Source organism: Mycolicibacterium smegmatis (genome assembly GCF_001457595.1).
In the GTDB taxonomy this organism is placed as follows: Bacteria; Actinomycetota; Actinomycetes; order Mycobacteriales; family Mycobacteriaceae; genus Mycobacterium; species Mycobacterium smegmatis.
In genome coordinates, this window is record NZ_LN831039.1 from 368,330 (window position 1) to 392,220 (window position 23,891).

Sequence of the window (23,891 nt, forward strand, 5' to 3'; positions counted from 1 at the left end):
GCTAAATCGCCGGACCGTGGGTCGGGGCGGATTCGGCCGGTCCGGTGGTCAGCCGGCCCACTCGATGGTCCGCAGCTGCCGGCGTGAGCCGATGCCCAGCTTCACGAACACCTTTCGCAGATGCCATTCCACGGTGTGGGTACTGATGAACAGCTGAGAGCCGATCTCCTGGTTGGTCAGCCCGTCGGCCGCCAGGCGCGCGATCTGGGCTTCCTGCGCGGTCAGCTCGTCGCCTGAGCTCACCGGTTGTTTGCGCACCTTCTCGCCCGTGGCCGTCAGTTCGCGGCGTGCGCGTTCGGCGAAGCCTGCCGCGCCCATCCGTGTGAACATGTCGAAGGCGACGCCGAGGTGACGACGCGCGTCCGGGCGCCGGTTGACGCGCCGCAACCACTCGCCGTACCGCAGGTGCGTGCGCGCCAGTTCGACGGCGATGCGCGTGCGCTGCAGACGCTCGATCGCCTCGGTGAACAACGCGTCGGCCGTGTCGTGGTCGGCCAGCATCGCCCGCGCGCCGGCCAGCGCGCCCAGACCCCAGTCCGTACCGCTGGCACCGGCTTGCGCCGCGAGCCGGTCGGCGGCCTCCTCTGCGGCCTCGCGCCTGCCGGTGTGCACCGCGGCCTCGATCAGCTCGACCAGAGACCAGCCGCCGAACCCGAGGTTCTTTGTGCTGCAGGCCGGTCGGATCGCGGCGTAGGCCTCTTCGTAACGACCCGCGCCGTTGTACAGGAGCGCCGCGAAATAGCCGAGCACGGCCAGCAACCTGCCCTCGCCGTTGCGGTGGGCCATCGCGGTGGCGGAGTCGATCATCGCGATGGTCTCCGCGGTCGATCCGCGCCACGCGGCCAGGTGCAGCCGGTGGTACCGCAGCGGTTGGTCGGCGATCGCGACCGCGATGGCATTGGCTTCGTCCAGAAGGTTTCCCGCCGTGCCGAATTCACCGCTGAGCAGGTGGGCGCCGGCCCGGCACGACAGCGCGGCAGGCAGGATCGCCAGGGCCCCGGCGTCTCGGGTGTAACGCACCATGGCATCGGCGAGGCGCTCCATGAGCGTGTCGTCCCACAACTCGCCGACGGCGGACTCCTGCACGATCGGGTACCCCACGAAGATCCACGGCAACACCGCGCCGTCTCCGTGCTGGGCAGCAGAACACCACGCAGTCAGCGCTTTTCGCAGTGGTACGGCAGCATCGCCGACGTCGCCCGTGAGGCATTTGGCGACGCCGTCGAGCAGCAGGGCGATCGGATCGTCACGTGAGGCGAGCCGGTCGACGGCGGCTTGCGCGGCCGCAGCGGTGGTGAGCAGGGCGTCCGGCGCGCCGAGGTGGCCTGCGTACATGGCCGCCGCGATCGCCTCGAGATGGGTCTGAAGGGCCAGTTCGTCGTCGAGACTCTCCAGACGCCGGGCCGCGTCGAGCAGCATGGCCGCGGCGTCCCGCAGTTGTGCGGGGCCGGAATCCTCGCGACGGCTGTGGCTGAACTCCATCTGGGCGCGCAACCGCGCGATCTGTGCGCGTTGCAGGTCCGACAGCGGACTGAGTTCGGCGATGGCCAGCAGTTCGTAGGCCGCCTGGAGGTCGGCGGCGTCCCGTTTGGCCTGTGCGGCGGCGACGGCCCGTGCGCCCCGCAGGTGAAGATCCGCGCTCAGCACTGCGGCCCTCTCGAGAAATGTTGCTGCCGCCGCTATCCCACCGCGGGTCTGGGCGCGGCCTGCCGATGCCTCCAGCTCGGTGGCGACCGCGTCGGATGGTCCCGCCGCGGCGTTGGCGGCGTGCCAGGCCCGCCGGTCGGGGTCCGTCACCGCGTCGGTGGCCTCGGCGAGTGCATGGTGGGCGGCCCGCCGGTCCTCCACGCTCGCCGCCCGGTACGCCGCCGAGCGGACCAGCGGATGGTGGAAGCGGATCCGAGTGCCGAACTCGATCAGACCGGCCGACTCGGCGGGCGCGAGTGCGGGCACCGCGACACCGAGGTGCGCCGCGGCGCGCACGAACAACGCGGCGTCCCCGATCGGCTCCGCTGCTGCCAGCAGCAGCAGTTGCCTGGCCTCGTCCGGCAGCGACCGGACCCGGCTGGTGAAGCTGTCCTCGACGCGCCCCGCGGAGCGGCGGCCTGCGATCGTGGAGAATCCACCCGCGAGTTCGGCAGCGGGTATGGTGCGCGGAACCTCCAGCAGCGCAAGGGGAATCCCGCGTGTCTCGGCCACCACCCGGTCACGCACCCGTTCGTCGAGGCGGCCGAGAATCACGGAGTCCAGTAGTTCGCGGGCGTCGATGTCGCTCAGACCGTCGACGAACAGCTCAGGCAATCCGGTGAGCGCGGGTGCGCCATGGTCACGCACCGCGAAGATCAGGCCGACCGGTTCGGCGAGGAGACGGCGCGCGACGAATGCCAGGGTCTGCACCGACACGGAATCGAGCCACTGCGCGTCGTCGACGATGCACAACAGAGGCTTCTCGTCCGCCGCGGCCGCCATCAGGCTCAGGACCGCGAGCCCGACCAGGAAGCGGTCCGGAGTCTGCCCCACGCCCAGACCGAAGGCCACCGCGAGTGCGTCGCGCTGAGGTTCGGGCAGATCGTCGAGGTTGTTCATCAGGGGTGCGCAGAGCTGCTGCAGGCCCGCGTAGGCGAGTTCCATGTCGGATTCGACGCCCGCTACCTGCGTGATGCGGAAGCCTTTGGCGTGCTGCGCGGCGAAATCCAGCAACGCGGTCTTGCCGACCCCGGCCTCACCGCGCACCACCACAACCCGGCTCTGCGCCGACTGGACGTCGGCGATCAACCGGCGCAACGCGTCGCATTCAGCGGCGCGTCCGTGTAGGGGCTGCCCGCGCCCGGCAATGTCCACAGCGTCCGTCCTTCACGTCCGCCGTCGGCGGACACCCACCCCTCGAGGAGATAGTAGTGATCCAGGGCAGATGCGGCACTGCTAGAGCACCACGGGTTTCGGTACCAGCACCACACGCCAGCCGTCGGGATCCTCGAAGCTGAGCGCGCCGTGGTCGGTCCAGTACGGATTCTCGGCGGGCACGGGTTCGCACCCGTGCGCGGCGAGGCGTTCGACGACGTCGTACATCGCGGTTTCGGTCTCGAAGTAGAGAACCAGCAGATTCTCCTTCGACGGTGCCGGACAGGGACTTCCGCTGTGGCTGCTGGTGAACTCCAGGTGATACCGGCTGCCGGGGAGCCCGAGCATCACGCCGTCGAACCCGGCGTGGTCGGAGAAGCGGTACAGCACCGGCAGTCCGAGGATCCCGGCATAGAACCGCTCCACCTCGGCGAGTTTGTCGGTCGGGCGTGCGACGCGCACCTGCGCCACGCGCAGATCGGCAGGCCACGTGTGCTCGCGCGCTGTCTCGGTGGGTGTGATCGCCATGTCACCTCCATCTCGTGGGTCAACGACGCCACGCTAGAAGCTCAATGGCGGTTGAGGTCAAGGCGACTCGACCCGCTCAGCCCTCGGCGTGCTCGACCGCCGCGGTCACCTCAGGGGTCACCGGATCGAGCACGTCGTCGAAATCGTGATGTCTCGACACGTACTTCGCCACGTAGGGGCACACCGCGACGATGCGCTTGCCTGCCGCCCTGGTGTCGCCGAGTCCGGCCGAGACGAGTTCACCCGCGAGACCCCGCCCGCTGAACTTGTCGTCGACCTCGGTGTGGTGGAAGACGCGCTGATCTCCGATGTCGACATAGAGCAGCTTGCCTGCGTGCTCACCGTCGACGGTGAGTTCGTAGTGGTGGGCGTCGGGGACATCACGGATTTCGGCCATGGTTCCCACTATGCCTGTGGAGTGCCACCGGATGACCGTGTCGGTCATGCCGCCGTTTGGCGCCGCCCGGGCCTGGCAATGTTGTTGCGGTGGGCCGACGAGGTAACTCATGACGACAACGACACCGGCGATGGGCGCCACGTCGACGTGGGCTCCGCTGGCCTCGCCCATCTACCGCGCACTGTGGATCGCCCAGTTCGTGTCGAACCTGGGCACCTGGATCCAGACCGTGGGAGCGCAGTGGATGCTCGTCGGGGATCCGCGCGCGGCGGTTCTGGTGCCGTTGGTGCAGACCGCGACGACGCTGCCGGTGATGCTGCTGGCGCTGCCGTCGGGCGTGCTGGCCGACCTGGTCGATCGGCGGCGTCTGCTCATCGCCGCGCAGGGCGCCATGGCCGCGGGCGTGGCGTCGCTCGCGATGCTCACCGGCGCCGGTCTGGCGACTCCCACGGTGTTGCTGACGCTGCTGTTCCTCATCGGCTGCGGTCAGGCGCTCACCGCGCCTGCGTGGCAGGCCATCCAGCCGGATCTGGTTCCGCGTGAACAGATCCCGGCCGCTGCCGCGCTGGGGAGCATGAGCATGAACGGTGCGCGCGCGATCGGCCCGGCCATCGCGGGAGCCCTGGTGTCGCTGTCGGGCCCCACCCTGGTGTTCGCGCTCAACGCGGTGTCGTTCGTCGGGATCGTGGCGGTGCTGCTGTTGTGGCGCCGCCCGGCCGCCGAACGCATGCTGCCCGCCGAGCGTCCACTGGCGGCCCTCAGCGCCGGCGGCCGGTACATCCGCAGCGCCCCGATCGTGCGACGGATCCTGTTGCGGACCGTGCTGTTCATCGCGCCCGGCAGCGCCCTGTGGGGCCTGCTGGCGGTGATCGCCAAGGACCAGCTGAACCTCACGTCGTCGGGCTACGGCGTGCTGCTCGGGGCGCTGGGGCTCGGCGCGGTCTGCGGTGCGTTCGTGTTGGGCCGACTGCAGAAGATGTACGAATTGAACACCCTGCTCGTCGTGGCCGCGACGGGCTTCGGCGGTGCGACCGTTGTGCTGGCGCTGGTACACAACGTCGCGGTGGTGCTCCTGGCCCTCGTCCTCGGCGGCACCGCATGGCTGCTGGCGCTCTCGACGCTGAACGCCTCGATGCAGCTGAGCCTGCCCGGATGGGTGCGTGCGCGCGGCCTTTCGGTCTACCAACTGGTGTTCATGGGCGGGCAGGCGCTCGGCTCGCTGTTGTGGGGCCTGATCGCGGGTGCGGCGGGCAGTGTGACGGCGCTTCTGGTCAGTGCCGGTCTGATGGGTGTGTGCGCGGTCTCGGCGATCTGGTGGCCCCTGCACGCACGCACCGGCAACCTGGACATGACACCGTCGGCGCACTGGCCGGAACCCGCGCTGATCTTCGAACCCGAACCCCTGGACGGTCCCGTGGTGGTCCTGGTGTCCTACCGTGTCGAGCCGGCACAGGAAACCGGGTTCTTCGAGGCCATGGCCGCGCTCGGCCGGTCGCGGCAGCGCACCGGGGCATCTCAGTGGCAGCTGTTCCGCAGCGGCGAGCACGCGGGCACCTTCGTGGAGGCCTTCATCGTCCGGTCGTGGGAGGAACATCTGCGTCAGCACCACACCCGGCTGACCGGCCACGATCTGCTCGTGGAAGAGACGGTCAGACGGTTCACGGTCGGAGAACCCACCTCGCAGCACCTCATCGCCGCCAAGACGCATTAGTGTGAACTGTGTCACCTCAGCACATTCAGGAGGTCGTCGATGACGCGGACACACTTCGACTCCATCAGGGCCGGCGGTCTCAACTGGAGCAGCCTGCCCCTGAAACTCTTCGCGGGCGGCAACGCCAAGTTCTGGGACCCGGCCGACATCGACTTCTCACGCGACCGGGCCGACTGGGAGGCGCTGACCGAGCGTGAACGCGAGTACGCGACGCGCCTGTGCGCGGAGTTCATCGCAGGCGAGGAAGCGGTCACCAAGGACATCCAGCCGTTCATGTCGGCGATGCGCGCAGAGGGTCGACTCGGCGACGAGATGTACCTGACGCAGTTCGCGTTCGAGGAGGCCAAGCACACGCAGGTGTTCCGCATGTGGCTGGACGCGGTCGGGGTCACCGACGACCTGCACTCCCTCATCGAGGAGGTGCCCGCCTACGTCCAGATCTTCTGCGAGGAGCTGCCCGCGGCCCTCGAAGCGCTCACCTCCGATCCGTCCCCGGCTGCGCAGGTGCGTGCCTCTGTGGTGTACAACCACGTGGTCGAGGGCATGCTCGCGTTGACGGGTTACTATGCCTGGCACCGCATTTGCGTCGACCGCGGCATTCTTCCCGGCATGCAGGAACTGGTGCGCCGCATCGGCGACGACGAGCGCAGGCACATGGCGTGGGGCACGTTCACGTGCCGCCGCCACGTCGCGGCCGACGACGCCAACTGGGCGGTGTTCGAGACCCACATGAACGAGCTCATCCCGGTTGCGCTGCGCCTCACGCAGGAGGGGTTCGCGCTGTACGGCGACGACATCCCGTTCGGGCTGGAGGAGGGCGAGTTCCTGCAGTACTCCAGCGATCGGGGGATGCGCCGGTTCGGGACGATCAGCAGCGCACGTGGGCGCCCACTGGCCGAGATCGACGTCGACTACACACCGTTGCAGTTGGAGGACACGTTCGCCGACGAGGACGAGCGTGCGCTGACGGCGGTCAAAGCGGCCGCGGCCGCCGCGAACTGAACAGAACCGAAATGCTCGCTGTGGTGTCGGCGAACCCCTCCGTCGCCGACACCACAGCCCTTGTGCACGCTGTGCGTGCCCGGGTTCGTGCCGACGACTCGCCGGATTTGCTGAAACGACAGCGGACCGCGGTGAGAACCCGGTTGCGCGCTCATCGTTGACCGACGTCTGTTCTCCCCCGGTCAGCAAACCTCGATGCCGCCGAAACAGCGCGTTCGATCACCGTAAGTACTGCACCGGCTCGCTGTCAACCAGTTGAGGTGGCAAGGATTGGCTAACCGGCGTGAGCGGATGCTCCGGTGTGTTCAGGCTTAGCTGATCGGCCGTCTTCGCTCGGCTCCGGACGGTTCACCAGGCGGACCGCGGAGGCCGCGAGGAACGCCACCGAGAGCAACGCGAGGAACTGCACGCCGGGCGTGTGGCCGACGTAGCCGTCGACCGACCGCCACGGGTACTGACTCAGCACCGAACCCGCGAGGATCAGACCGCCCGCCGCCACGACGACCGTGACGTTGTCCCAGACTTTTTCGCCCGCGGCGCCGCGTCTGTTCAGAAGGATCCGCACGCCCATCGCGGCACCGACCACGAGCAGGCCGGCCACCCCGGAGATCGCCGTGCCTGCCACCAGCGCCGCCGCGCCGGTCAGCACCGGGCCCGGGTTCCAGGGCCGCGCGGGCGCGGCGGCCCGCACGGGCCTGCGCACCGGGATCAGTGCCAGAAGTGCCAGCAGCGGCAGGAGTGCCAGTCCGCCGATCAGTCCGACGCGGTACGGCATGTTCGACGCGAACGTGAGCGTCACCGTACCTTCGGTGCCCGCCGGGACCACCCAGCCCTGCTGCCACCCGTTGACCGTCACGGACTGCAGTTCCGCACCGGCGGGATCGTGCGCGGACCAACCACGGTTGACGCTCTCGGGCACCACGAGCACGCGCTGCTGCGCCGCGGCGCTCACGCGCACCTCGCGACGGTCGGCGGTCCACGTTCCGGTTTCGGCCGAAGTCGTGGGCGCCGAACGGATCTCGTCGGCCGCAGGGGTCGGCAGCTCGACACCGTCGACGATGAAAGCGGCGCCGGGGCTCACCACCAGCTCCTGTTGGCCCGCGGGCAGCTTGACCGGCTCGGACCGGCACGGCCGTGCCGGGATCGGTTCGCCGTCCAGTAGCGCCCCGACCGTGGTGTGCACCGACGTCTGGATGAACTGGCCGGCGACCGCGATGATCGGGCCCTGGCCGCACGGCAGTGCCACCGCGCGCGACCGGTTCTTGGCCGCATCGGCCGCGCCGACGGGCGCCCCGCGTCCGTCGAGCACCGTGAGCTCGGCCAGCCCGGGAGGCTTGAGCTGGTCGAAACCCAGCGACGTGCGGTCGATGATGTCGTTCCAGGCCAGCAGCGACACCGTCACGGTGTCGGTGACGCGGGGTTTGAGCGTCACTGTCCGCGGCTCGCCGTCGGCAGGAAGACGGTGCATCTGGGGTCCGTCGCCGAGGTCGATCGCGACCAGCGTGGGATGCGCGGGCGGCTCGGTGTCACCCGGGACGATCCGCATACCCGAGACCTCGGTGGGTCTCGGCAGTTTGAGCGTGAGCGTGGGCGGGGTCTGGAACTGCACGACGCGTTGCGGCGCGGTCCACGACGTCCGCGGATCGCCGTCGGTCGCGGCGTAGGCCGAGCCGAGCACGTCGATCGGGTCGGAGTCGCCGAATGCCCTCGTGGTGTCCGGTTGTGCCACCAGATCGGCGAGGTTGGGCCCCTGACGCCCCCGGATCCACACCGTGGGCTGCACCTCGGTGTCCTGCGGCACCGTGAGGGTGCGGCTCAGGTTCACGGGTTCCTCGGAGGCCAGCGCCATCGCGGCGGCACACCGCACGCCCACCGGGCTGTCCGCGCAGCCCGGCCTGCCCAGCAGTTCGGTGCCCAGATCCCATTGCTGCACAACCGAACCCGCCGGCGGGCCGGGCACCTCGACGGTGTGGCGCAGCGTGACCGGATGCGCGAAGCCCGAAGCGTCGTACTGCGTGATCGCGAGGTCGGTGACGCCGAACTGCACACCCGGCGAACCGTCGTCGGTCGCCACCGCGGTGACCCGCACCCACGGCGTCTCACCGACCGGCAGCGGGATCGTCAGCGGCTTGCCCGCGGTGTCGAAGCGCAGGCTGCTCGTTCCGGTCGCGGTGGCGATCTCGATGCGGCGGACCTGCGCGCCGACCGCGGTCGCGCTCGGTGTGATGGTCAACGTGGCATTGGTGACCGGATGGTCGAAATCCACCTGAAGCCATTGGCCGACGGCGGCCTGCAACGCGTTGGACACCCACGCCGTCGAACTGTCGGAGTCGATGGCCGCGGCGGGTCCGGTCGCAGGCGCGACGTACGGCAGTGCGGTGGAGTCCGCCGCCGAACTCGACACCGACAGCCGTCCGCCGGTCCACTTGCCGTAGACCAGATCCGCGCCGTCGGACGGGTAGTCGGGCACGCGGTTGTAGGTGTGCCGCGCGTCGTCGGGGGTGCGGATCGCCGATGCGTGGTCGTCGACGCGGCCGTAGTCGATCTCGCGGGCCGTCGGCGTGTCGGTGACGATCACACCGTCGACCGGCAGACCGGCGCGACGGGCGTCGGCCGCGAGCAGCATCGGCCCCAGCGGGGGTTCCCCGTTGAGCCTGCGCCGCTCGTCGAGACGCAGCAGCGCCTCGGGGGCACCCGCCACCCGGGTCATCGCGTCGCTGTCGACGAGGTAGGGGTGCATGGGCGAGCGCTGCTGAGAGGAACCGGCGTCGGCAGGCTCGACGCGGAAGATCTCGACCGCCGGATACCGGGGCCGCAGACCGCTGTCGGCCACGAAACCCTCCAGCGTGCCCGGCCCGACCGGATCGCCGAACTCGGCCACCTTGGTCAGACCAGGTGAGCCCTCCACGGCCCGGTGCACCAGGATCGGGCGTGCGGACCGCGAGGTGTCCGGGTCCAGGTCGTTGCGTACCACGACGTAGGAGATCCCTTGTCGCGCAAGGGTGTCGGCCAGTCCTGGGGACGGCCGGCCGGAGGCGAACAGGCGTTGCACCGAGTCCAGTGCGCGGATCGTCTCGGGCGGTGTCAAGGGGATCGAATCGCGGACGCCCCACGGGTTGTCGCCGAGCACCTGCAGCGGCTCGTCGTGGCTGTTGCCCCACACCTGGGTCGCGAACGGGGCGCCAGGGGCCACCAGGACCCGGCCCCGGTCGGTGTTGTGCTCGTCGAGCCACGCGGCCGCGTCATGCCAGTGCTGCGGGATCGCGGTGAACGAGCCGGGCGGCGTCAGGCGCGCTGTCCACGCCAGCGACGTGCCCGCCGCGAGCGCCGAGAGGACGACGATCGCGACCGCGACCCGCTTGTCGCGTTCCGGATGCGCGAACGCGCTGACCCACACCGCCCGCGGCGCACTGCCGGGCAGCGGGATCCGCCCTAGCAGGTGCACCAGGCCCAGCGCCAGCGGCAGCCGGATCACCGGTTCCAGTTTCGCGAGGTTGCGCAGCGGGGTGCCCGAGCCGTCCAGGAACGCCTGCACCTGAAGCGCGACCGGCGAACCGAGCCCACCCGAATAGCCGAGGCCCAGCAGCACCACGCCGATCAACAGCATGGTGATCAGCCGGCCGCGGGCAGGCATGGTCCGCAGCGCGAGCCCAGCCAGTCCGGCCGCGGCCACGACCGTGGTGGCGAGCACCGCGGTCGTGCTGGTCACCAGCGACGCGCCTGCAGTCGCCGACGGCGCGACGAACGGCGTCCAGCTCATGGTGCCGCGCAGCATCTCGGTGAGTGACATCCACTGCGTCGTCACGCCCGACGACTCGATGAAGTCGAGGAACGGCGGGCTGATGCGGCCCAGCATGAGCAGCGCCACCACCCACCACGTGACGGCGAGCGCACCGCACAGCAGCCACCACGCCGTGAACCGCCACCACAGCCGGTTCGGGCGGTGGCATGCCCACCAGATCACCGCGGCCAGACATCCCGTGAGGGTCGCGACGGCGTTGACGGCACCCATGAGTGCGACCGCACCGGCCGAGCGGGCCGCCATGAGGCGCACCGAATGCTGCCCGCGCAGGGCCAGGATGACCGGCAACAGAACCCACGGCGCCAGCATCATCGGCAGGGTCTCCGACGAGATCGCGCCGAGCGTCGTGAGCACCCGCGGCGACAGCGCGAACGCGGCCGCCCCGATCAGCCGCGACGGGGTGCTGCCGATCCCCAGTGCTTCGGCCACACGCAGCACACCCCAGAACCCGACCGTCAGCAGCAGCGCCCACCACAGGCGCTGCGTGACCCAGCCGGGAACCCCCAGCACATCGCCGAGCAGGAAGAACGTGCCGTGCGGGAACAGGTAGCCGTAGGCCTGGTTCTGCGCCTGCCCGAACGGCAGGTCGCTGTTCCACAGATTGAACGCACGGGCCAGAAACCGCAGCGGGTTCGCCGTGAGGTCGAGTTTCGTGTCGGGTGAGATCTGTCCCGGTGACTGGGCGAATGTCAGGACGAGTGTCGCCGCGGCGACCACCCACAGCCAGCGCCGCGACAGCGGCGGGGCCGGACTAAGAACGGTCGCCGTACTCGACCCGGTTGAGAACGGAGGACGCCGGATCGCCCGCTTGCAGAGGAGGCTTTGTGTCCTGCTGCACCATCAGCGTCACTCCGAAGACGGCGGCCGCGCCCAGCAACAGGCCGACCACAATGCTGGCCGCAGAGGGTACGACGAACCGGTTCACCCGGCCAACCTAACACGGCGACAGCAATGCCCATGACGTCCCAGCGAAGGTGCCGGGCCCCAAAAGATCGATTCCGGCCCGGGCACCGGCTAGGGTCGGGGCCCATGGCTTCACCGCGTCTGCTCGCGACGTTCGTAGCGCTGTCCGGACTGTTGCTGGCCTGCTCGCCGGCCGCGCCGCCCGACGCAGGCCCCTCAACTGGGCCTTCCGGTTCGCCCGACATGCAGCCCATGGCCACCACCGCGCCGCTTCTCGAGGCCCCCGCGACGTGTGACCTCGCCGCGCTGCCCGCCCGCGACAAGCTCGCCCAGTTGCTCACGGTCGGCGTGACCGACGCCGCAGACGCGCGTGCCGTCGTAGCGGATCACCACGTCGGCGGCATCATGATCGGCAGCTGGACGGACCTGTCGATGCTCACCGACGGGTCTCTCGGCGACATCGCGGCGTCGGCGGCGCCGCTGCCGCTCGCGGTCAGCGTCGACGAAGAAGGCGGCCGGGTGTCGCGGCTGGCGTCGCTGATCGGCAGCCAGCCCTCGGCCCGTGAGCTCGCGCGCACCAAGACCGCCGACGAGGTGTACGGCATCGCGCTCGACCGCGGCCGCAAGATGCGCGACCTGGGTGTCACGGTCGACTTCGCACCCGTCGTCGACGTCACCGACGCCGCGGCCGACACCGTGATCGGGGATCGCTCGTTCGGCTCCGATCCCGCGGTCGTCACCGAGTACGCAGGCGCCTACGCGCGTGGCCTGCGCGACGCGGGCGTGCTGCCGGTGCTCAAGCACTTCCCGGGCCACGGCCACGCCTCGGGTGACTCCCACACCGGTGGGGTCACCACGCCGCCGCTCGATGTCCTGATGGGTGACGATCTCGTGCCGTACCGCACGCTCACCGGGCAGGCGCCGGTCGCGGTCATGGTCGGCCACATGCAGGTACCGGGCCTGACCGGTTCCGATCCGGCGAGCCTGAGCCCCGCCGCCTACAACCTGCTGCGCTCGGGTGGCTACGGCGGCCCGGGTTTCGGCGGCCTGGTCTACACCGACGATCTGTCCAGCATGGGCGCCATCAACCAGCGCTACGGCGTCGCCGACGCCGTGCTGCGGGCCCTGCAGGCCGGCGCCGACAACGCGCTGTGGATCACCACGGCCGAGGTGCCCGCGGTGCTCGACCGGCTCGAGCAGGCGCTGGCGTCCGGCGAGCTGAACCAGGGCGCGGTGGACGCCTCGCTGCAGCGCAACGCCGCGGTCAAGGGCCCGCTGCGCTGCGGCTGACGCCGCCCGGTTCACCGACCGAGCCCGTACACCCGCGCGGCGTTCTGCGCGCCGATCAGCTCGACGATCCTGATCGCGTCGATCTCCGTACAGTCCCCGGCCCGCACCCACCCGCCGAGCACCAGCCCCATCGCGCGGCGCCACAGCACCGACCCCAGCAGATGCAGTTCGGGCGGTCCGTACGCGTCCGACGAGTACAGCTGCTTGGCGAACGGCGCCGTCTCCAGCGCCTCGGCGACCAGCCCGACCGATCGTGTGCCTAGGTGGTTCACGGCCAGGCCGACGTCGAAGTGCACGTGGTCGAACGCCTGCGCGAGGTAACCGGCCTGGCGGTGGAACGGATAGCAGTGCAACAGCAGCACCGGGACCGGGGCCATGCAACGCAACAACGGCAACAGCAACAGCGGGTCGGTGCGGTGCAGGTCCAGGTCGCGATCCCCGAACCCGACATGCACCTGCACGGGGAGGCCGCGTTCGGCGGCCTCGTGCACGCCGAACGCGACGAGCACCGGATCCTGCAGCCGCAGCGGTCCCGGTCCGTCGGCCGCCGCGCGGGCACGAGCGGCCACGTCGTCGTCACCCGGCCGCGCCCAGTCGATGTCGAAACCCGTGCGGTAGGCGGCGATGGTCTTGGCGCCCACGATGTCCGTCGACTGTGCGGCGGCGTCCAGCGCGCTGCGGAAGAGGTCGGCGAAAGTATCTGCACCAGAATCGGATTCGAGAATATCCTCGGCCAGCCGCTCGAGCCGCAAAATCGCCGAGGCGGGCCGGCCGCTGAGCGCCGCGAGCCGTTCGGGCGTGGTGATGCTGTCCGCCGCGAAGCCCGTGTCGACGATCCAGTGTTCCACGCCTGCGTGTGCGAGCAGGGTCGACGACAGCTCTTCCGGCTCCAACTCGCTGCGCCGGGCGAAGTACTCGTCGGCACCCGCGTGCGCGGGCAGCCCAAGAACCGGTGCGCACCAACGCCGGATCGACAAGCCGAGCGGCGAGTCGAACTGGGTCATGAAATCCGGCACCGGAGCGGTCGAGGCCTCGTTGATCGATGCCTCGAACTCGGCGCGGCCGACGCGTACGGCGCTCGCGCCGTGGACGTGGTGATCGATCAGACCGACCGTGCGCAGACGTTCGGCCAGTTCGTCGGGCACCTCGTTCGTGACCCCGTCGAAGACGTCCATGCTCCCAGTATCGGGTCAGGCGTTTCCGGTGGGCGGGTTACCCTGTGGGGATGGCAGGTGGAACCAAGCGGCTGCCGCGCGCCGTGCGTGAGCAACAGATGCTCGATGCGGCCGTGCAGATGTTCTCGGTGAACGGCTACCACGAGACATCCATGGATGCGATCGCCGCGGCGGCCGAGATCTCGAAGCCGATGCTGTACCTGTACTACGGCTCGAAAGAGGAACTGTTCGGGGCCTGTCTCGACCGTGAACTGAGCCGTTTCGTCGACACCGTGCGCGGCCAGATCGACTTCAGCCAGAGCCCCAAGGAACTGCTGCGCACCGCGGTGCTGGCGTTCCTCACCTACATCGACCGCAACCGGGCCTCGTGGATGGTGCTCTACACGCAGGCGACCAGTTCGCAGGCGTTCGCGCACACCGTGCGTGAAGGGCGCGAACGCATCATCGACCTGGTGGCCCGTCTGCTCAGCACCGGCACACGTAACCCCCAGCCCGACAGCGACTTCGAGATGATGGCGGTCGCGCTGGTCGGCGCGGGGGAGGCGATCGCCACCCGGGTCAGCACGGGCGACGCCGACGTCGACGAGGCGGCCGAACTGATGATCAACCTGTTCTGGCGCGGTCTGAAGGGCACGCCGTCCGACGCCGGGACCCCGCCGGTGTCGGCGGGAAGCTCGGGATAGCCGGTTCTCCACAGGCCGAGAAAATTGCCGCACGGGCGCGGTCATAAGTGGCGTTAGGCTGCTGGAGTGGGCTCACCGCTGAAAGTTGCTCCAGGTCAACTGCGCTCGGCCGCCGCGGAAGAGGTCGCGCTCGGCACGGCCGTCGCGGCCCTCGGTGTCGGAGATCTGCTGAGTGCCGCGGTCGCAGCGCTGCCGCGCCTGCAGAGCGGCAAGGCCTGCGGACATGCCGCGGTGATCGTGGATGCGGCGGTCAAGGCCGCCGCCGACGAGGTCGCCGCCCACGCGGACAAGCTGTCGGCGGCCGCCGCGGCCTACGAAGGCACCGACTGTGCGCAGGCACACCGGCTGATCCGAACCATGGACTGACCATGCCGGGTTCCATCTCCGAGGTCCGCTCGTCCGACCCGGATGCGCTCGTGCGGGCGGGCACCGACATCGGCAACCGCGCGGGCCTGCTGCAAACCCAGATGGACCGGCAGCAGGCGGTCATCGACGATCTGCGCCGCGGGTGGAACGGCGCGTCGGCCGACGCCGCGATCGAAAGCGCCGAACGGTCGCTGCAGCACATGCGGCGGTTGCACGATTCGCTCACCACGCTGCAGTCTGCGCTGCAGACCGGCGGTGCCGACCTGGCGCAGCAGCGCGACCGGATCGTGAACCACGTCGACCAGTTGCACGCGCAGGGGTGGCAGGTCGCCGACGACGGCACGGTGTCGATCCGCCCCGGCAGCGTGCTGGACTTCTTCGCCAAGGTCAGCCCGGTGCAACGCGTGATGCTCGAGGCGCTCGCCGCTCGGGCTTCGGCCGAACTCAAGGCGATGCTGGCGCAGTTCGACGCCACCGATGTGACTGTGGGAGCGCAGATCCGCGACGCGGTCGCGGGACTGACCGCCCACGGGCCCGCGCCCGCGTCGCTCCCGCCGAACAACGCCAAGGCGCTCGTGGACCGCCTCGCGGGCATGACGCCCGACGAGCGCCGGGAGTTCCTCGCGGGGTTGAGCCCCGAGACCGTGCACGAGATGGTGCTCGCCGATCCGGAGACCATGGGCAACACCGACGGCGTGCCGTTCGAGACCCGCATCGAGGCCAATGACATCAACATCCGCAACGCCCTTGAGGAGGAGTTGGCCAAGCCGTCGCCCGATCAGGCCAGGGTGCAGCAGTTACAGGCCATGCTGACCCCGATCAAGGATCCGGCGGGAACCGGAAAACTGGTGCCGCGCAAGTTCGTTGCGTTTTCGCCGGACGGCAACGGGCGCATGATCGAGATGATCGGGGAGATCAGGCCGGGCATCAAGGGCGTCGGCGTCGTGGTGCCGGGCACCAACACGAACCTCAACGGCAGCGGCTCGAATCACGCGTCGGCGGTGGAACTGTCCAAACAGTCCGGGTCTCCGGTGTTCCTCTACATGGACGGTGACTTCCCGCAGGGCCTGGACAAGGCGGCCGACCCGGCCTACGCGGCGTCGATGGCGCCGAAACTCGTGTCGTTCGGCCACGAGATCGACAGCGAGGTGGGCATCGGCGCTCCCGACACCCCCGTCACCTACATCGGCCACTCCTACGGCGGCGCCATCGTCGGGACCGCCGAACAGATGGGGCTGCGCGCCGACCGTGTCCTGCATGCGTCGTCGGCAGGCACCGGGATCCTCAGCGGCGAGTACACCAACCCGAACCCCGATGTGCAGCGGTTCTCGATGACCGCACCGGGCGACCCGATCAGCCTTGTCCAGTCGTTGCCGCGCGACGTGGCGATCTCCAGTGTCCCGGGCGTCGATTCCATCCCGGGCATACCGCACAACACCGACGGACGGATCGGCAACCCGCTGGGCGGCCTGCCGTCGGCGACCGACCCGGACAACATCCCCGGCGTCACGCGGTTGGACACGGGTTACTACGGCGATGAGGGCGCGCATCCCAACCAGGTCATCGTCGGGCCGGATGGGCACGGAAAGTACTGGGACGACTACGATTCCGATGCGTTCAAGAACATGGTGGCGGTCATCAGCGGTGGCGAGGCGACCGGCTATGTGGAGCGCGGCATCGAAACCAACTACGTCGACATCGATCTCGGCGACGACGGCGACTTCCGTGACGAGGCCGCCGATCAGGCGAAGGCGGGCGCCGCGCCCAAGGTGCCCCGGCTGCCATGGGATGACAACGGAACCTACGAAAGGCGCCAGCATCCGTGGGATAATCCGCGCGTGACGGACAATCCTGGACTCGGGCCGCGGGTGCCGGTGAGATGAGGCTTCGCGCAGCAGTTTTCGTGACCGCGCTGATGTCTGTGGTGCTCATCGCCGCAGGCGCATGCGGGCCCTCAGGTGAGGATTCCACCGACGAGAAGAAGGCTCAGCCCCCGATGACACCACCGACCGAGCTGACCGTCACCGAGGCCGCGCGCGTCGCGGCCGGTTACGTCTCGATGATCCTCGGAAAACCCGTCGACCCCGACCCGGCCATGGCGCGCAAGATCGGCTGCCGCACCGACGATGCGCTGATGTCGGTGGGCCCGCCGTGGAAGGTGCAGGTCTACGAGTGGCTCGTCGACCCCGCGCCCGAACTCGTCGAAGGTGCGCTGACACGCATCGACACCCTGCTCGACGAGGGGTTCGAACCGATCCCGTCGGATCGGCCGGACCAGGACTCACCCACCCACAAGGCCTACCGGGACGCGCGCGGCTACGTGGTCTCGGTCAAGGCCGAGACCACCGCGGGTGGTGTCTACGGGCTCGACGTGCACGCGACCTCGCCGTGCGCCGACGAGGGTTAGCCGCGATCAGACCGCCACGCCCTCGATGAGGCTGTAGGGGCATGCCGTGGGCACCACGCGGGTCAGGCGGAAGCCGGCCTCGGTGTAGAGCTTGCGGTACTGCGCCTCGGTGCGCTCGCGCGCCGCGTTGCCGATGAGCATCTCCATGTCCACCCACTTGAGCGGGAACGCGCGGTCGTGGTCGGGGATGACGCCCTCGACGAGCAGCAAGGTGGCGCCCGTGCGCGCCGCGGCCCGCACGTTGCGCAGGATCTCCGTGGCCGGCGCATCGGCCCAGTCGTGGATGATGTTCTTCATCACGTACAGGTCGGCGCCGTCGGGCACCTCGTCGAAGAACGATCCGGGGACCACCTGCACACGGTCGGCCACGCCGTGCCGCGCGAGCATCTCCGGGGCCCCCTCGACCACGTTGGGCAGGTCGTAGAGCACGCCCTTGGCCTGCGGTGCGGATCCCAGGATCGCCGACAGCAGACGGCCGTGGCCGCCGCCCACGTCGGCGATGGTGCCGAACCGCGTGAAGTCGTAGGCCGCGATCAGCGGCGTGATCGCCAGCTCGGACATGCTGGTCATGGCGTCGTTGAAGATCGTGCCCAGCTCGGGCTGGGACGCGATGTAGTCGAATGGCTCCATGCCGCGCAGCGTGCGGATCGCGGACTCGCCCGTCCGCACCGCGTCGGCGAGGTGGCTCCAGTGTTCGCGGTGCTGCGCCGCGCCCACGAACTTGGCCATCCCCGCCATCGACACCTGTGCATCGGTGCGCAGCGTGTCGCCCAGCGGGTTGAGGGCGTAGCGGCCGTCGCGGGTACGGCGGAAAACCCCTTCGCCGACCAGAGCGCGCATCAGGCGATCGAGCGCGTCGGCGTCGGCGCCGACCCGCCGCGCGAGCTCGTCGGCGCGCAGCGGACCGCCGGACAGCGCGTCGGCCACGCCGAGCTGCGCGGCCGCGGTGATTCCCTGCGCCAGCCACGCGCCGAGGAGCAGCTCGAGCATCGCGGCCTCGGGCGGGACGCTGCGCAGCCACAGCCTGCGCACGTGGTGGCGGGCACGCTCGACGGCTCGGACCAGGCGGGCCGGCGGCACCTTTGCGGAAGTCACGGCTGAACTGTAAAGCAGATGACTGAGGTGTACGTCACTTACGCATCCCCTGCGCGCCGGGCCCACCCCAGCTGGCGCCGGGACACGTCCGCCGTGGCGCCTAGAGTAGGGCCGATGCATACGCTGCGGATCGGAGGGAAGCGACATGCCCGACGCTGATGTCGGTCGTCCGTCGTTGCAGCGGCTCCACGAGCTCAACCGTGAGGTGGCCGAGTCGCGGTCGGTGCGGCTGCTCGTGGCCAACAACCTGGCCGGATACCTCACGCTGATGGAACGTCACCTCGATCGCGGGACCAAGCTCACCGAGCCCGAACTCGTCGCCCGGCTCGAGCGCGATCTGGCCGATCTGGGCGCCGACGGCGAGCAGTCGGGGCTGGCGCTCATCAAGTACTGGGCGAGCCAGGGCTGGCTGCACCGCATCACCGAACAGGCCGGCGACGGTGAGCGCAACGTCTGCTACCTGACCTACGAGGCCCGCGCGGTCCTCGACTTTGCCCGCCGGATGCGCCGCGAGGACACCATCGCCACCGGCGGCTCGATCGCGGGCATCGCGGCGGGTCTGCGCAGGGTGGCCGGTCAGGTCAGCAACGACCCCGAGCGCATCCGCGCCGACATCGAGGCCGAGATCGACCGTCTGCGCGCCGAACTCGACGCGCTCGACGAGGGACGCCGCCCCGAGCCCGACCCGCTGGACGTCGAGGACGAGGCGCGTGCGATCGCACTGCAGATGGAACAGATCATCTCCGACATCGGGCAGTACGGCGCGATGCTGAACCGCATCACCACACGCCTGCTCGACGCGTCGGCCGACAGCGACGTCGGCTACCGCGAACGCCAGCGGCAGCTGTTCGACGACTACGAATCGCTGTTCGCGTCGCGCGAGAGCGCGTCGTACACCGCGTTCACGCGCATGATCCAGGATCCCGAGCAGCGCGCCGCGCTGGTGGCCGACATCGAGCTGGTGACCAGCCAGCTGCCGCAGCTCGACCCGAGCCTGCGCGAGGTGATGTCCGGGTTCTTCACGCTGGTGTCGGCGCAGACCGCCGAGGTTGGCCGCACCCGTCAGCGGTGTGCACGCCGCATCAAGCGCTTCGTGGCGTCGGGCACGCTGGAGGAGAGCCGTGGCGTCACCCGCCAGCTCAACGATGCCCTTGCGGCCGCCAACGCCCTGCTGAGCGTGTCCCTGGCCGACAGCCGCGTCGGGTTCGAGGTCCCTCTGGCGCGTGCCGACTTCAACTCGATCGGCGCGGTGGCGTTCAAGATCCGCGACGCGGTGCCGCCCACGCCCGCGCAGCCGTCCGAGGGCGAGGTGAATCTGTCGGCGTTCGGCGCGCTCGCCGCGCAGGTCGACGCCACCGAACTCGCCGAACTCGTCAACGACACCGTCGTGTCGCGGCCGCTGCCGCTCAACGAGGCCATCGGCATGCTCGACTCGGCGTATCTCGGCCACGTCATCGTGCTGTGGTCGTGGGCCCTCAAGCAGCCTGCCGTCGGCAACGCCGAGTCGGTGCGGGTGCGGTTCCGTTCTCTGGAAGGCCCCGACCGCGAAATCGAAGTGCCGAAACTGGTTTTCACCGAACCGATCCCGATCGTCAGCGAGAGTTTGTTATGAGCGACACGTCCATCGACTTCGACGCGCTACCGAGCATCGACGCGGTCGAACGTTCCGCACCGGAACGCCGCGCCCCGCGGTTCGACGGTGACGTCTCAGAGTTGCCCGACCGGGCGTGCTGGGCCCTGCAGCACCTGCTGTCGCGGCGCTACATCAGCAAGCACAACCACACCGAGCTGTGGTCGTGGGTCACCCGGTACCGCACCGAGCTCACGGTGCGGCTGTCCGAACTCGACCTGCGGCTCGTGGTGTCCGATGACCACGAGATCGCCTACGTCGAGCAGGCCGAATACGAATCTCACTGGCGCCGTAAGCTGTTGCGCCGCGAGACACTCAACACCTACGACTCGATCCTGGCGCTGCACCTCGCCAAGCTCATGCGCAGCGCGAACCGCGACGAGAACGTGCTGATCACCCGCGAGGACATCCACGAGTTGTTCGCCGCCGTGAACAACGACACCGACCGTGACGTCGCGTCGTTCGACCGGCGCATCGACAACGCGATCGAGCGGTTGACCGACATCGAGATCCTGGTCCGCAACCGCGAGGACGAGGACAGCTTCACGATCAGCCCTGTGATCAACGCGATCATGACCGCGTCGACGATCACCGAGCTGACCCAGCAGTTCGAACAACTCAGGCGCGCCGCGAGCGGCGACCCGGATCCAGACCCCGACCCAGCCGCAGCCGAGGATGAAGTGGACGCCGATGGCATCTGAACCGACCAACCAGTTCTATCTGTCACGTCTGCAGGTCATCAACTGGGGCGTGTTCGACGGATATCACTCGATCCCGTTCAGCCCCGCGGGCACGCTGATCACCGGTTCGTCTGGGAGCGGCAAATCCTCTCTGCTGGACGCGATCTCGCTGGCGTTCCTACCGTCACACCGACGCAACTTCAACGCCTCGGGTGACACCACCGCGGCGGGTTCGGGCACCGGCAAGCGCACGGTCGACAAGTACGTGCGCGGCGCGTGGGGCGAACGCAGGGACGGCACCAGCCGTCAGATCATGTACCTGCGCGGCACCGGACCGGCCTGGTCGGCCGTGGCGGTCACCTACTCCGACCGCACCGGGCGTGCCGTGACCGGCCTTGTCCTCAAATGGCTTGCCGCCGAGAAGACCTCGGATCCAGGAAGTCGCTACTACCTCATCGACGACGACCGCGACATCTTCGACCTGTGCAACCGGTGGGCTGCAGGCGGGTACGACGCCTCGGTGTTCCGCGAGGCGGGCTGGAACGGCGGCCGCAGCGAGAGTCAGTACCTGGCGCAGCTGTACTCGATCATCGGCATCCGGGCCTCCGAGGCGGCGCAGCAGCTGCTCGGAAAGGCCAAGTCGCTCAAGAGCGTCGGCGGTCTCGAGCAGTTCGTCCGCGAGTTCATGCTCGATGAGCCGGCGAGCCTCGCGGGCGTCGACGAGGCGCTCGAGCAGATCAACCCGCTCGTCGAGGCGCGCGGCATGCTCGACGTGGCGCGGCGCAAACGCAACACGCTCGGCAACATCGAGGCCGTGCAGGCGCGCTACGCCGACGAGGCCGCGAAGTTCGGTGTGATCGACACGATCGACAACGCCATGGTGCGCGACTACGTCGACCAGTTGCGGCTGCAGCAGGCGGGCCCGGAGATCGAGAACCTCGACGACCAGATCAACCAGCTCGGGGCGCAGCGCGACGACTTCGGCGCGCAGCAACGCCAGCTCAAGAACGAGCACAACGCGTTGATGGCGCAGATCAACTCGGCCTCGGTCGATCTCGTGCCGCTGCAGCAGCGGCTCAGCGAGGCCGAGAAGCTCGCCGACGAGGTGGGCCGCAGGCGCGGGGCGTACGAGGACAAGGTCACCGCGCTGCAGCTCACACCGCCCGACACGGCCGAGGAGTTCTGGTCGTTGCGCGAGACCCTCATGGAGGAGGCCGACCGGCTGCACCGCGAGCTGTTCACCGGCAACCAGGCCTACGTCGAGGCGTCGGCGAAAGAGGTGCGTGCCCGCGAGGCGCGTGACGCCGTCCAGACCGAGCTGGAACGCGTGCGGCGCCTCGGCTCGTCGCTGCCCAAGACCGAGTACGAGATGCGGGCCCGCATCGCGCGGGCGATCGGCATCCCCGAGCGCGACCTGATGTACGTCGCCGAGCTCATGGAGCTCAAGCCCGATGAGAGCCGCTGGCGCATGGCGGTCGAGAAGGTGCTGCGCGGCGCCGGTCTGCGGCTGCTCGTTCCCGAGGCACACCTCGACGCGGCCCTGCGGTTCGTCAACGAGAACGACATGCGCGGGCGCATCCAGTTGCAGCACGTCAAGCACGACGCCCAGTTGCGCACACCCCTCGAGGGGACGCTGGCGTCCAAGCTGCAGGTCGTCGACCCCACGCATGACAGCGCGGTCGAGGCGCTCAACGTCATCGCGTCGGTCGGCGACTACATGTGCGTCGACAGTCCCGACGAGTTCACGACACACACCCGTGCGGTCACCGACCAGGGCCTGCGCAAGGACAGCGGGCGGCTGTCGATCAAGGACGACCGGTCCAAGCTTCGTCCGTCCGACTACATCTTCGTCGGCGGCACGGAGGCGAAAGTGGCCGCGCTGCAGGCGGATCTGGCCGCGGCAGAGGATGTCTACGCGGCGGCCCGCAAGGCGCGCGAACGGCTCGACCAGCACCGCGCGGCGCTGCAGGCGCGTGAACGGGCCTGCCGGGCGCTGTGTGACCAGTACATGCAGTGGACCGACATCGACACCGACTCGGCAGACGAGGCACTGACCCGCCTGCAGGACGAACTCGATCTGCTGGTGTCCGACAACCCCGACGTCGAGAAACTGCAGCAGCGCGCCGACGAATGCTGGGGGCGCGTCGAGAAGGTCATCCAGCAGATCGGCTCGCTCAACGAACGCGAGACACTGCTCGACAACCGGCGCACCGCACTTCTCGAGCTCACCGAGCGGCTCAAGCCCGGCGAGATCTCGCAGCATGCGCGCGACACCCTCGACGGGTACGCAGCAGACATCGCGCTACCGCTGGACCTGCTCGACTCCGAGCCGTTCCGCAACGAACTCGTGCGCGTCATCGGCCGCGAACGTGACCGGTTGCGTGCCGACCGCAACCGCAGCCACGACGAGCTCGCGGGCATCATGGCGGCCTACGACAGCTCGTTCCCCGACGCGATCCCCAACGACAGCGACGATTTCGACGAGCGCGTGCACGACTACGTGGCGCTGTGCCGGCGAATCGACGAGCGTGAACTGCCCGACGCCTACGAGCGCATGCAGCGGCTCATCACCGAACAGGCACCTGGCGCGATCCTCAACCTGCACATGATCGCCGACAACGAGGCGCGGCGGATCACCGAGCAGATCGCGCGCGTCAACACCGGGCTCGGCGCGGTCGAGTTCAACCGCGGTACGCGGCTCACGCTGCACGCGGGCACGCGTCACCTCGCGGCCGTCGACGAGCTCAACGAGATGGCCCAGCGCATCTCGGCGCGGGTGTCACTCGTGAGCTTCGGCGACGAGACCGCGATGTTCGAGCAGTACACCGACATCCTGCAGCTGCGGAAACTGTTGGCGGGCAATACGCCCGAGGACCGGCAGTGGACGCGCGACGCCCTCGACGTGCGCAACCGGTTCGTGCTGTACTGCGAGGAGCGAGACGCCGAGACCGGCGTGGTGATCCGCACGTACAGCAATTCCGGGGACAACTCGGGCGGTGAGCAGGAGAAGCTCATGGCGTTCTGCCTGGCGGGCGCGCTGAGCTTCAACCTCGCCAGCCCTGGCAGCGCCGACACCAGGCCGATGTTCGCGCAGCTGATGCTCGACGAGGCGTTCTCGAAGTCCGATCCGCAGTTCGCGCAGCAGGCGCTGTCGGCGTTCCGCAAGTTCGGATTCCAGCTGGTGATCGTGGCGACCGTGCAGAACACCACCACCATCCAGCCGTACATCGACAGTGTCGTGATGGTGTCGAAGTCCGACGCCTCGGCGCCCAACGCCAGGCCCGTGGCCTCGGTGACCGCGGCGTCGATCGCGGAGTTCGGCGAACTCCGCCGCGGGGCCGAGCCTGAGGCGGTCCCGGCCCCGTGACGGCTCTCGAACGT

The 23,891-nt window shown here is 69.4% G+C and carries 17 protein-coding genes; 10 read left to right on the plus strand and 7 right to left on the minus strand.

Annotated features, from left to right (window positions below; translation table 11 throughout):
- Positions 1 to 48 precede the first annotated feature (48 nt).
- The 3 genes from AT701_RS01650 to AT701_RS01660 form a co-directional block, all read right to left on the minus strand.
- On the minus strand, positions 49 to 2,841 hold the full coding sequence (locus AT701_RS01650; RefSeq protein WP_058125010.1) for a helix-turn-helix transcriptional regulator: 2,793 nt from the start codon (positions 2,839 to 2,841) through the stop codon (positions 49 to 51).
- A gap of 81 nt (positions 2,842 to 2,922) precedes the next feature.
- A complete protein-coding gene (locus tag AT701_RS01655) occupies positions 2,923 to 3,369 on the minus strand; it encodes a VOC family protein (protein ID WP_058125011.1) in 447 nt (148 codons plus the stop codon).
- 76 nt (positions 3,370 to 3,445) lie between these two features.
- On the minus strand, positions 3,446 to 3,766 hold the full coding sequence (locus AT701_RS01660; RefSeq protein WP_058127493.1) for a GNAT family N-acetyltransferase: 321 nt from the start codon (positions 3,764 to 3,766) through the stop codon (positions 3,446 to 3,448).
- Positions 3,767 to 3,875: 109 nt separating this feature from the next.
- Between AT701_RS01660 and AT701_RS01665 the strand changes: the two genes are divergently transcribed.
- Both AT701_RS01665 and AT701_RS01670 read left to right on the plus strand, forming a co-directional pair.
- On the plus strand, positions 3,876 to 5,477 hold the full coding sequence (locus AT701_RS01665; protein WP_058125012.1) for an MFS transporter: 1,602 nt from the start codon (positions 3,876 to 3,878) through the stop codon (positions 5,475 to 5,477).
- 39 nt (positions 5,478 to 5,516) lie between these two features.
- On the plus strand, positions 5,517 to 6,479 hold the full coding sequence (locus AT701_RS01670) for a R2-like ligand-binding oxidase (protein ID WP_003891679.1): 963 nt from the start codon (positions 5,517 to 5,519) through the stop codon (positions 6,477 to 6,479).
- Positions 6,480 to 6,753: 274 nt separating this feature from the next.
- On the opposite strand, the gene AT701_RS01675 is transcribed toward AT701_RS01670, so the two are convergent.
- Together AT701_RS01675 and AT701_RS01680 are read right to left on the minus strand one after the other, a co-directional pair.
- Positions 6,754 to 10,998, minus strand: coding sequence for an alpha-(1->3)-arabinofuranosyltransferase (locus tag AT701_RS01675; protein ID WP_011726878.1), 4,245 nt, complete (start codon positions 10,996 to 10,998; stop codon positions 6,754 to 6,756).
- Positions 10,999 to 11,032: 34 nt separating this feature from the next.
- Entirely contained in the window at positions 11,033 to 11,206 is a 174-nt protein-coding gene (locus tag AT701_RS01680) for a DUF2613 domain-containing protein (protein WP_003891682.1), read from the minus strand.
- 104 nt (positions 11,207 to 11,310) lie between these two features.
- Between AT701_RS01680 and AT701_RS01685 the strand changes: the two genes are divergently transcribed.
- Positions 11,311 to 12,474 (plus strand): glycoside hydrolase family 3 N-terminal domain-containing protein, encoded by a 1,164-nt coding sequence (locus tag AT701_RS01685; protein WP_058125013.1) that lies wholly within the window; start codon positions 11,311 to 11,313, stop codon positions 12,472 to 12,474.
- An 11-nt stretch (positions 12,475 to 12,485) separates the two neighbouring features.
- Here the strand turns inward: AT701_RS01685 and AT701_RS01690 are convergent, their stop codons facing one another.
- Complete coding sequence (locus AT701_RS01690; protein ID WP_058125014.1) at positions 12,486 to 13,649, minus strand: amidohydrolase family protein; 1,164 nt, start codon at positions 13,647 to 13,649, stop codon at positions 12,486 to 12,488.
- Between the two features lie 50 nt (positions 13,650 to 13,699).
- Between AT701_RS01690 and AT701_RS01695 the strand changes: the two genes are divergently transcribed.
- The 4 genes from AT701_RS01695 (at position 13,700) to AT701_RS01710 (ending at position 17,105) form a co-directional block, all read left to right on the plus strand.
- On the plus strand, positions 13,700 to 14,332 hold the full coding sequence (locus AT701_RS01695) for a TetR/AcrR family transcriptional regulator (protein ID WP_003891685.1): 633 nt from the start codon (positions 13,700 to 13,702) through the stop codon (positions 14,330 to 14,332).
- Positions 14,333 to 14,398: 66 nt separating this feature from the next.
- On the plus strand, positions 14,399 to 14,698 hold the full coding sequence (locus AT701_RS01700; protein ID WP_058125015.1) for a hypothetical protein: 300 nt from the start codon (positions 14,399 to 14,401) through the stop codon (positions 14,696 to 14,698).
- Between the two features lie 2 nt (positions 14,699 to 14,700).
- A complete protein-coding gene (locus AT701_RS01705) occupies positions 14,701 to 16,581 on the plus strand; it encodes a WXG100 family type VII secretion target (protein ID WP_058125016.1) in 1,881 nt (626 codons plus the stop codon).
- 20 nt (positions 16,582 to 16,601) lie between these two features.
- Positions 16,602 to 17,105, plus strand: a complete 504-nt coding sequence (locus AT701_RS01710; RefSeq protein ID WP_223495260.1) for a hypothetical protein — start codon at positions 16,602 to 16,604, stop codon at positions 17,103 to 17,105.
- A 6-nt stretch (positions 17,106 to 17,111) separates the two neighbouring features.
- Here the strand turns inward: AT701_RS01710 and AT701_RS01715 are convergent, their stop codons facing one another.
- Positions 17,112 to 18,200: a methyltransferase gene (locus AT701_RS01715; protein WP_058125018.1), complete on the minus strand. Its 1,089-nt coding sequence runs from the start codon at positions 18,198 to 18,200 to the stop codon at positions 17,112 to 17,114.
- A gap of 145 nt (positions 18,201 to 18,345) precedes the next feature.
- Between AT701_RS01715 and AT701_RS01720 the strand changes: the two genes are divergently transcribed.
- From AT701_RS01720 to AT701_RS01730, 3 genes are read left to right on the plus strand one after another with little or no spacing between them, the layout of a single operon-like run.
- The gene (locus AT701_RS01720; protein WP_011726886.1) at positions 18,346 to 19,812 is read left to right on the plus strand and encodes a DUF3375 domain-containing protein; all 1,467 of its coding nucleotides are present in this window, start codon (positions 18,346 to 18,348) and stop codon (positions 19,810 to 19,812) included.
- Positions 19,809 to 20,531, plus strand: a complete 723-nt coding sequence (locus tag AT701_RS01725) for a DUF4194 domain-containing protein (RefSeq protein ID WP_003891691.1) — start codon at positions 19,809 to 19,811, stop codon at positions 20,529 to 20,531. The genes AT701_RS01720 and AT701_RS01725 overlap by 4 nt, the downstream gene beginning before the upstream one ends.
- A complete protein-coding gene (locus AT701_RS01730; protein ID WP_058125019.1) occupies positions 20,521 to 23,877 on the plus strand; it encodes an ATP-binding protein in 3,357 nt (1,118 codons plus the stop codon). Before AT701_RS01725 ends, AT701_RS01730 begins: the two co-directional genes overlap by 11 nt.
- Positions 23,878 to 23,891: the final 14 nt, after the last annotated feature.

Excerpts from the sequence above, each read along its gene's own strand:
- AT701_RS01720 (WP_011726886.1), top strand. The coding sequence starts at position 18,346 with ATGCCCGACGCTGATGTCGGTCGTCCGTCGTTGCAGCGGCTCCACGAG.
- AT701_RS01725 (WP_003891691.1), top strand. The coding sequence starts at position 19,809 with ATGAGCGACACGTCCATCGACTTCGACGCGCTACCGAGCATCGACGCG.
- AT701_RS01670 (WP_003891679.1), top strand. The coding sequence starts at position 5,517 with ATGACGCGGACACACTTCGACTCCATCAGGGCCGGCGGTCTCAACTGG.
- AT701_RS01730 (WP_058125019.1), top strand. The coding sequence starts at position 20,521 with ATGGCATCTGAACCGACCAACCAGTTCTATCTGTCACGTCTGCAGGTC.
- AT701_RS01690 (WP_058125014.1), bottom strand. The coding sequence starts at position 13,649 with ATGGACGTCTTCGACGGGGTCACGAACGAGGTGCCCGACGAACTGGCC.
- AT701_RS01705 (WP_058125016.1), top strand. The coding sequence starts at position 14,701 with ATGCCGGGTTCCATCTCCGAGGTCCGCTCGTCCGACCCGGATGCGCTC.
- AT701_RS01695 (WP_003891685.1), top strand. The coding sequence starts at position 13,700 with ATGGCAGGTGGAACCAAGCGGCTGCCGCGCGCCGTGCGTGAGCAACAG.
- AT701_RS01685 (WP_058125013.1), top strand. The coding sequence starts at position 11,311 with ATGGCTTCACCGCGTCTGCTCGCGACGTTCGTAGCGCTGTCCGGACTG.
- AT701_RS01665 (WP_058125012.1), top strand. The coding sequence starts at position 3,876 with ATGACGACAACGACACCGGCGATGGGCGCCACGTCGACGTGGGCTCCG.
- AT701_RS01655 (WP_058125011.1), bottom strand. The coding sequence starts at position 3,369 with ATGGCGATCACACCCACCGAGACAGCGCGCGAGCACACGTGGCCTGCC.
- AT701_RS01660 (WP_058127493.1), bottom strand. The coding sequence starts at position 3,766 with ATGGCCGAAATCCGTGATGTCCCCGACGCCCACCACTACGAACTCACC.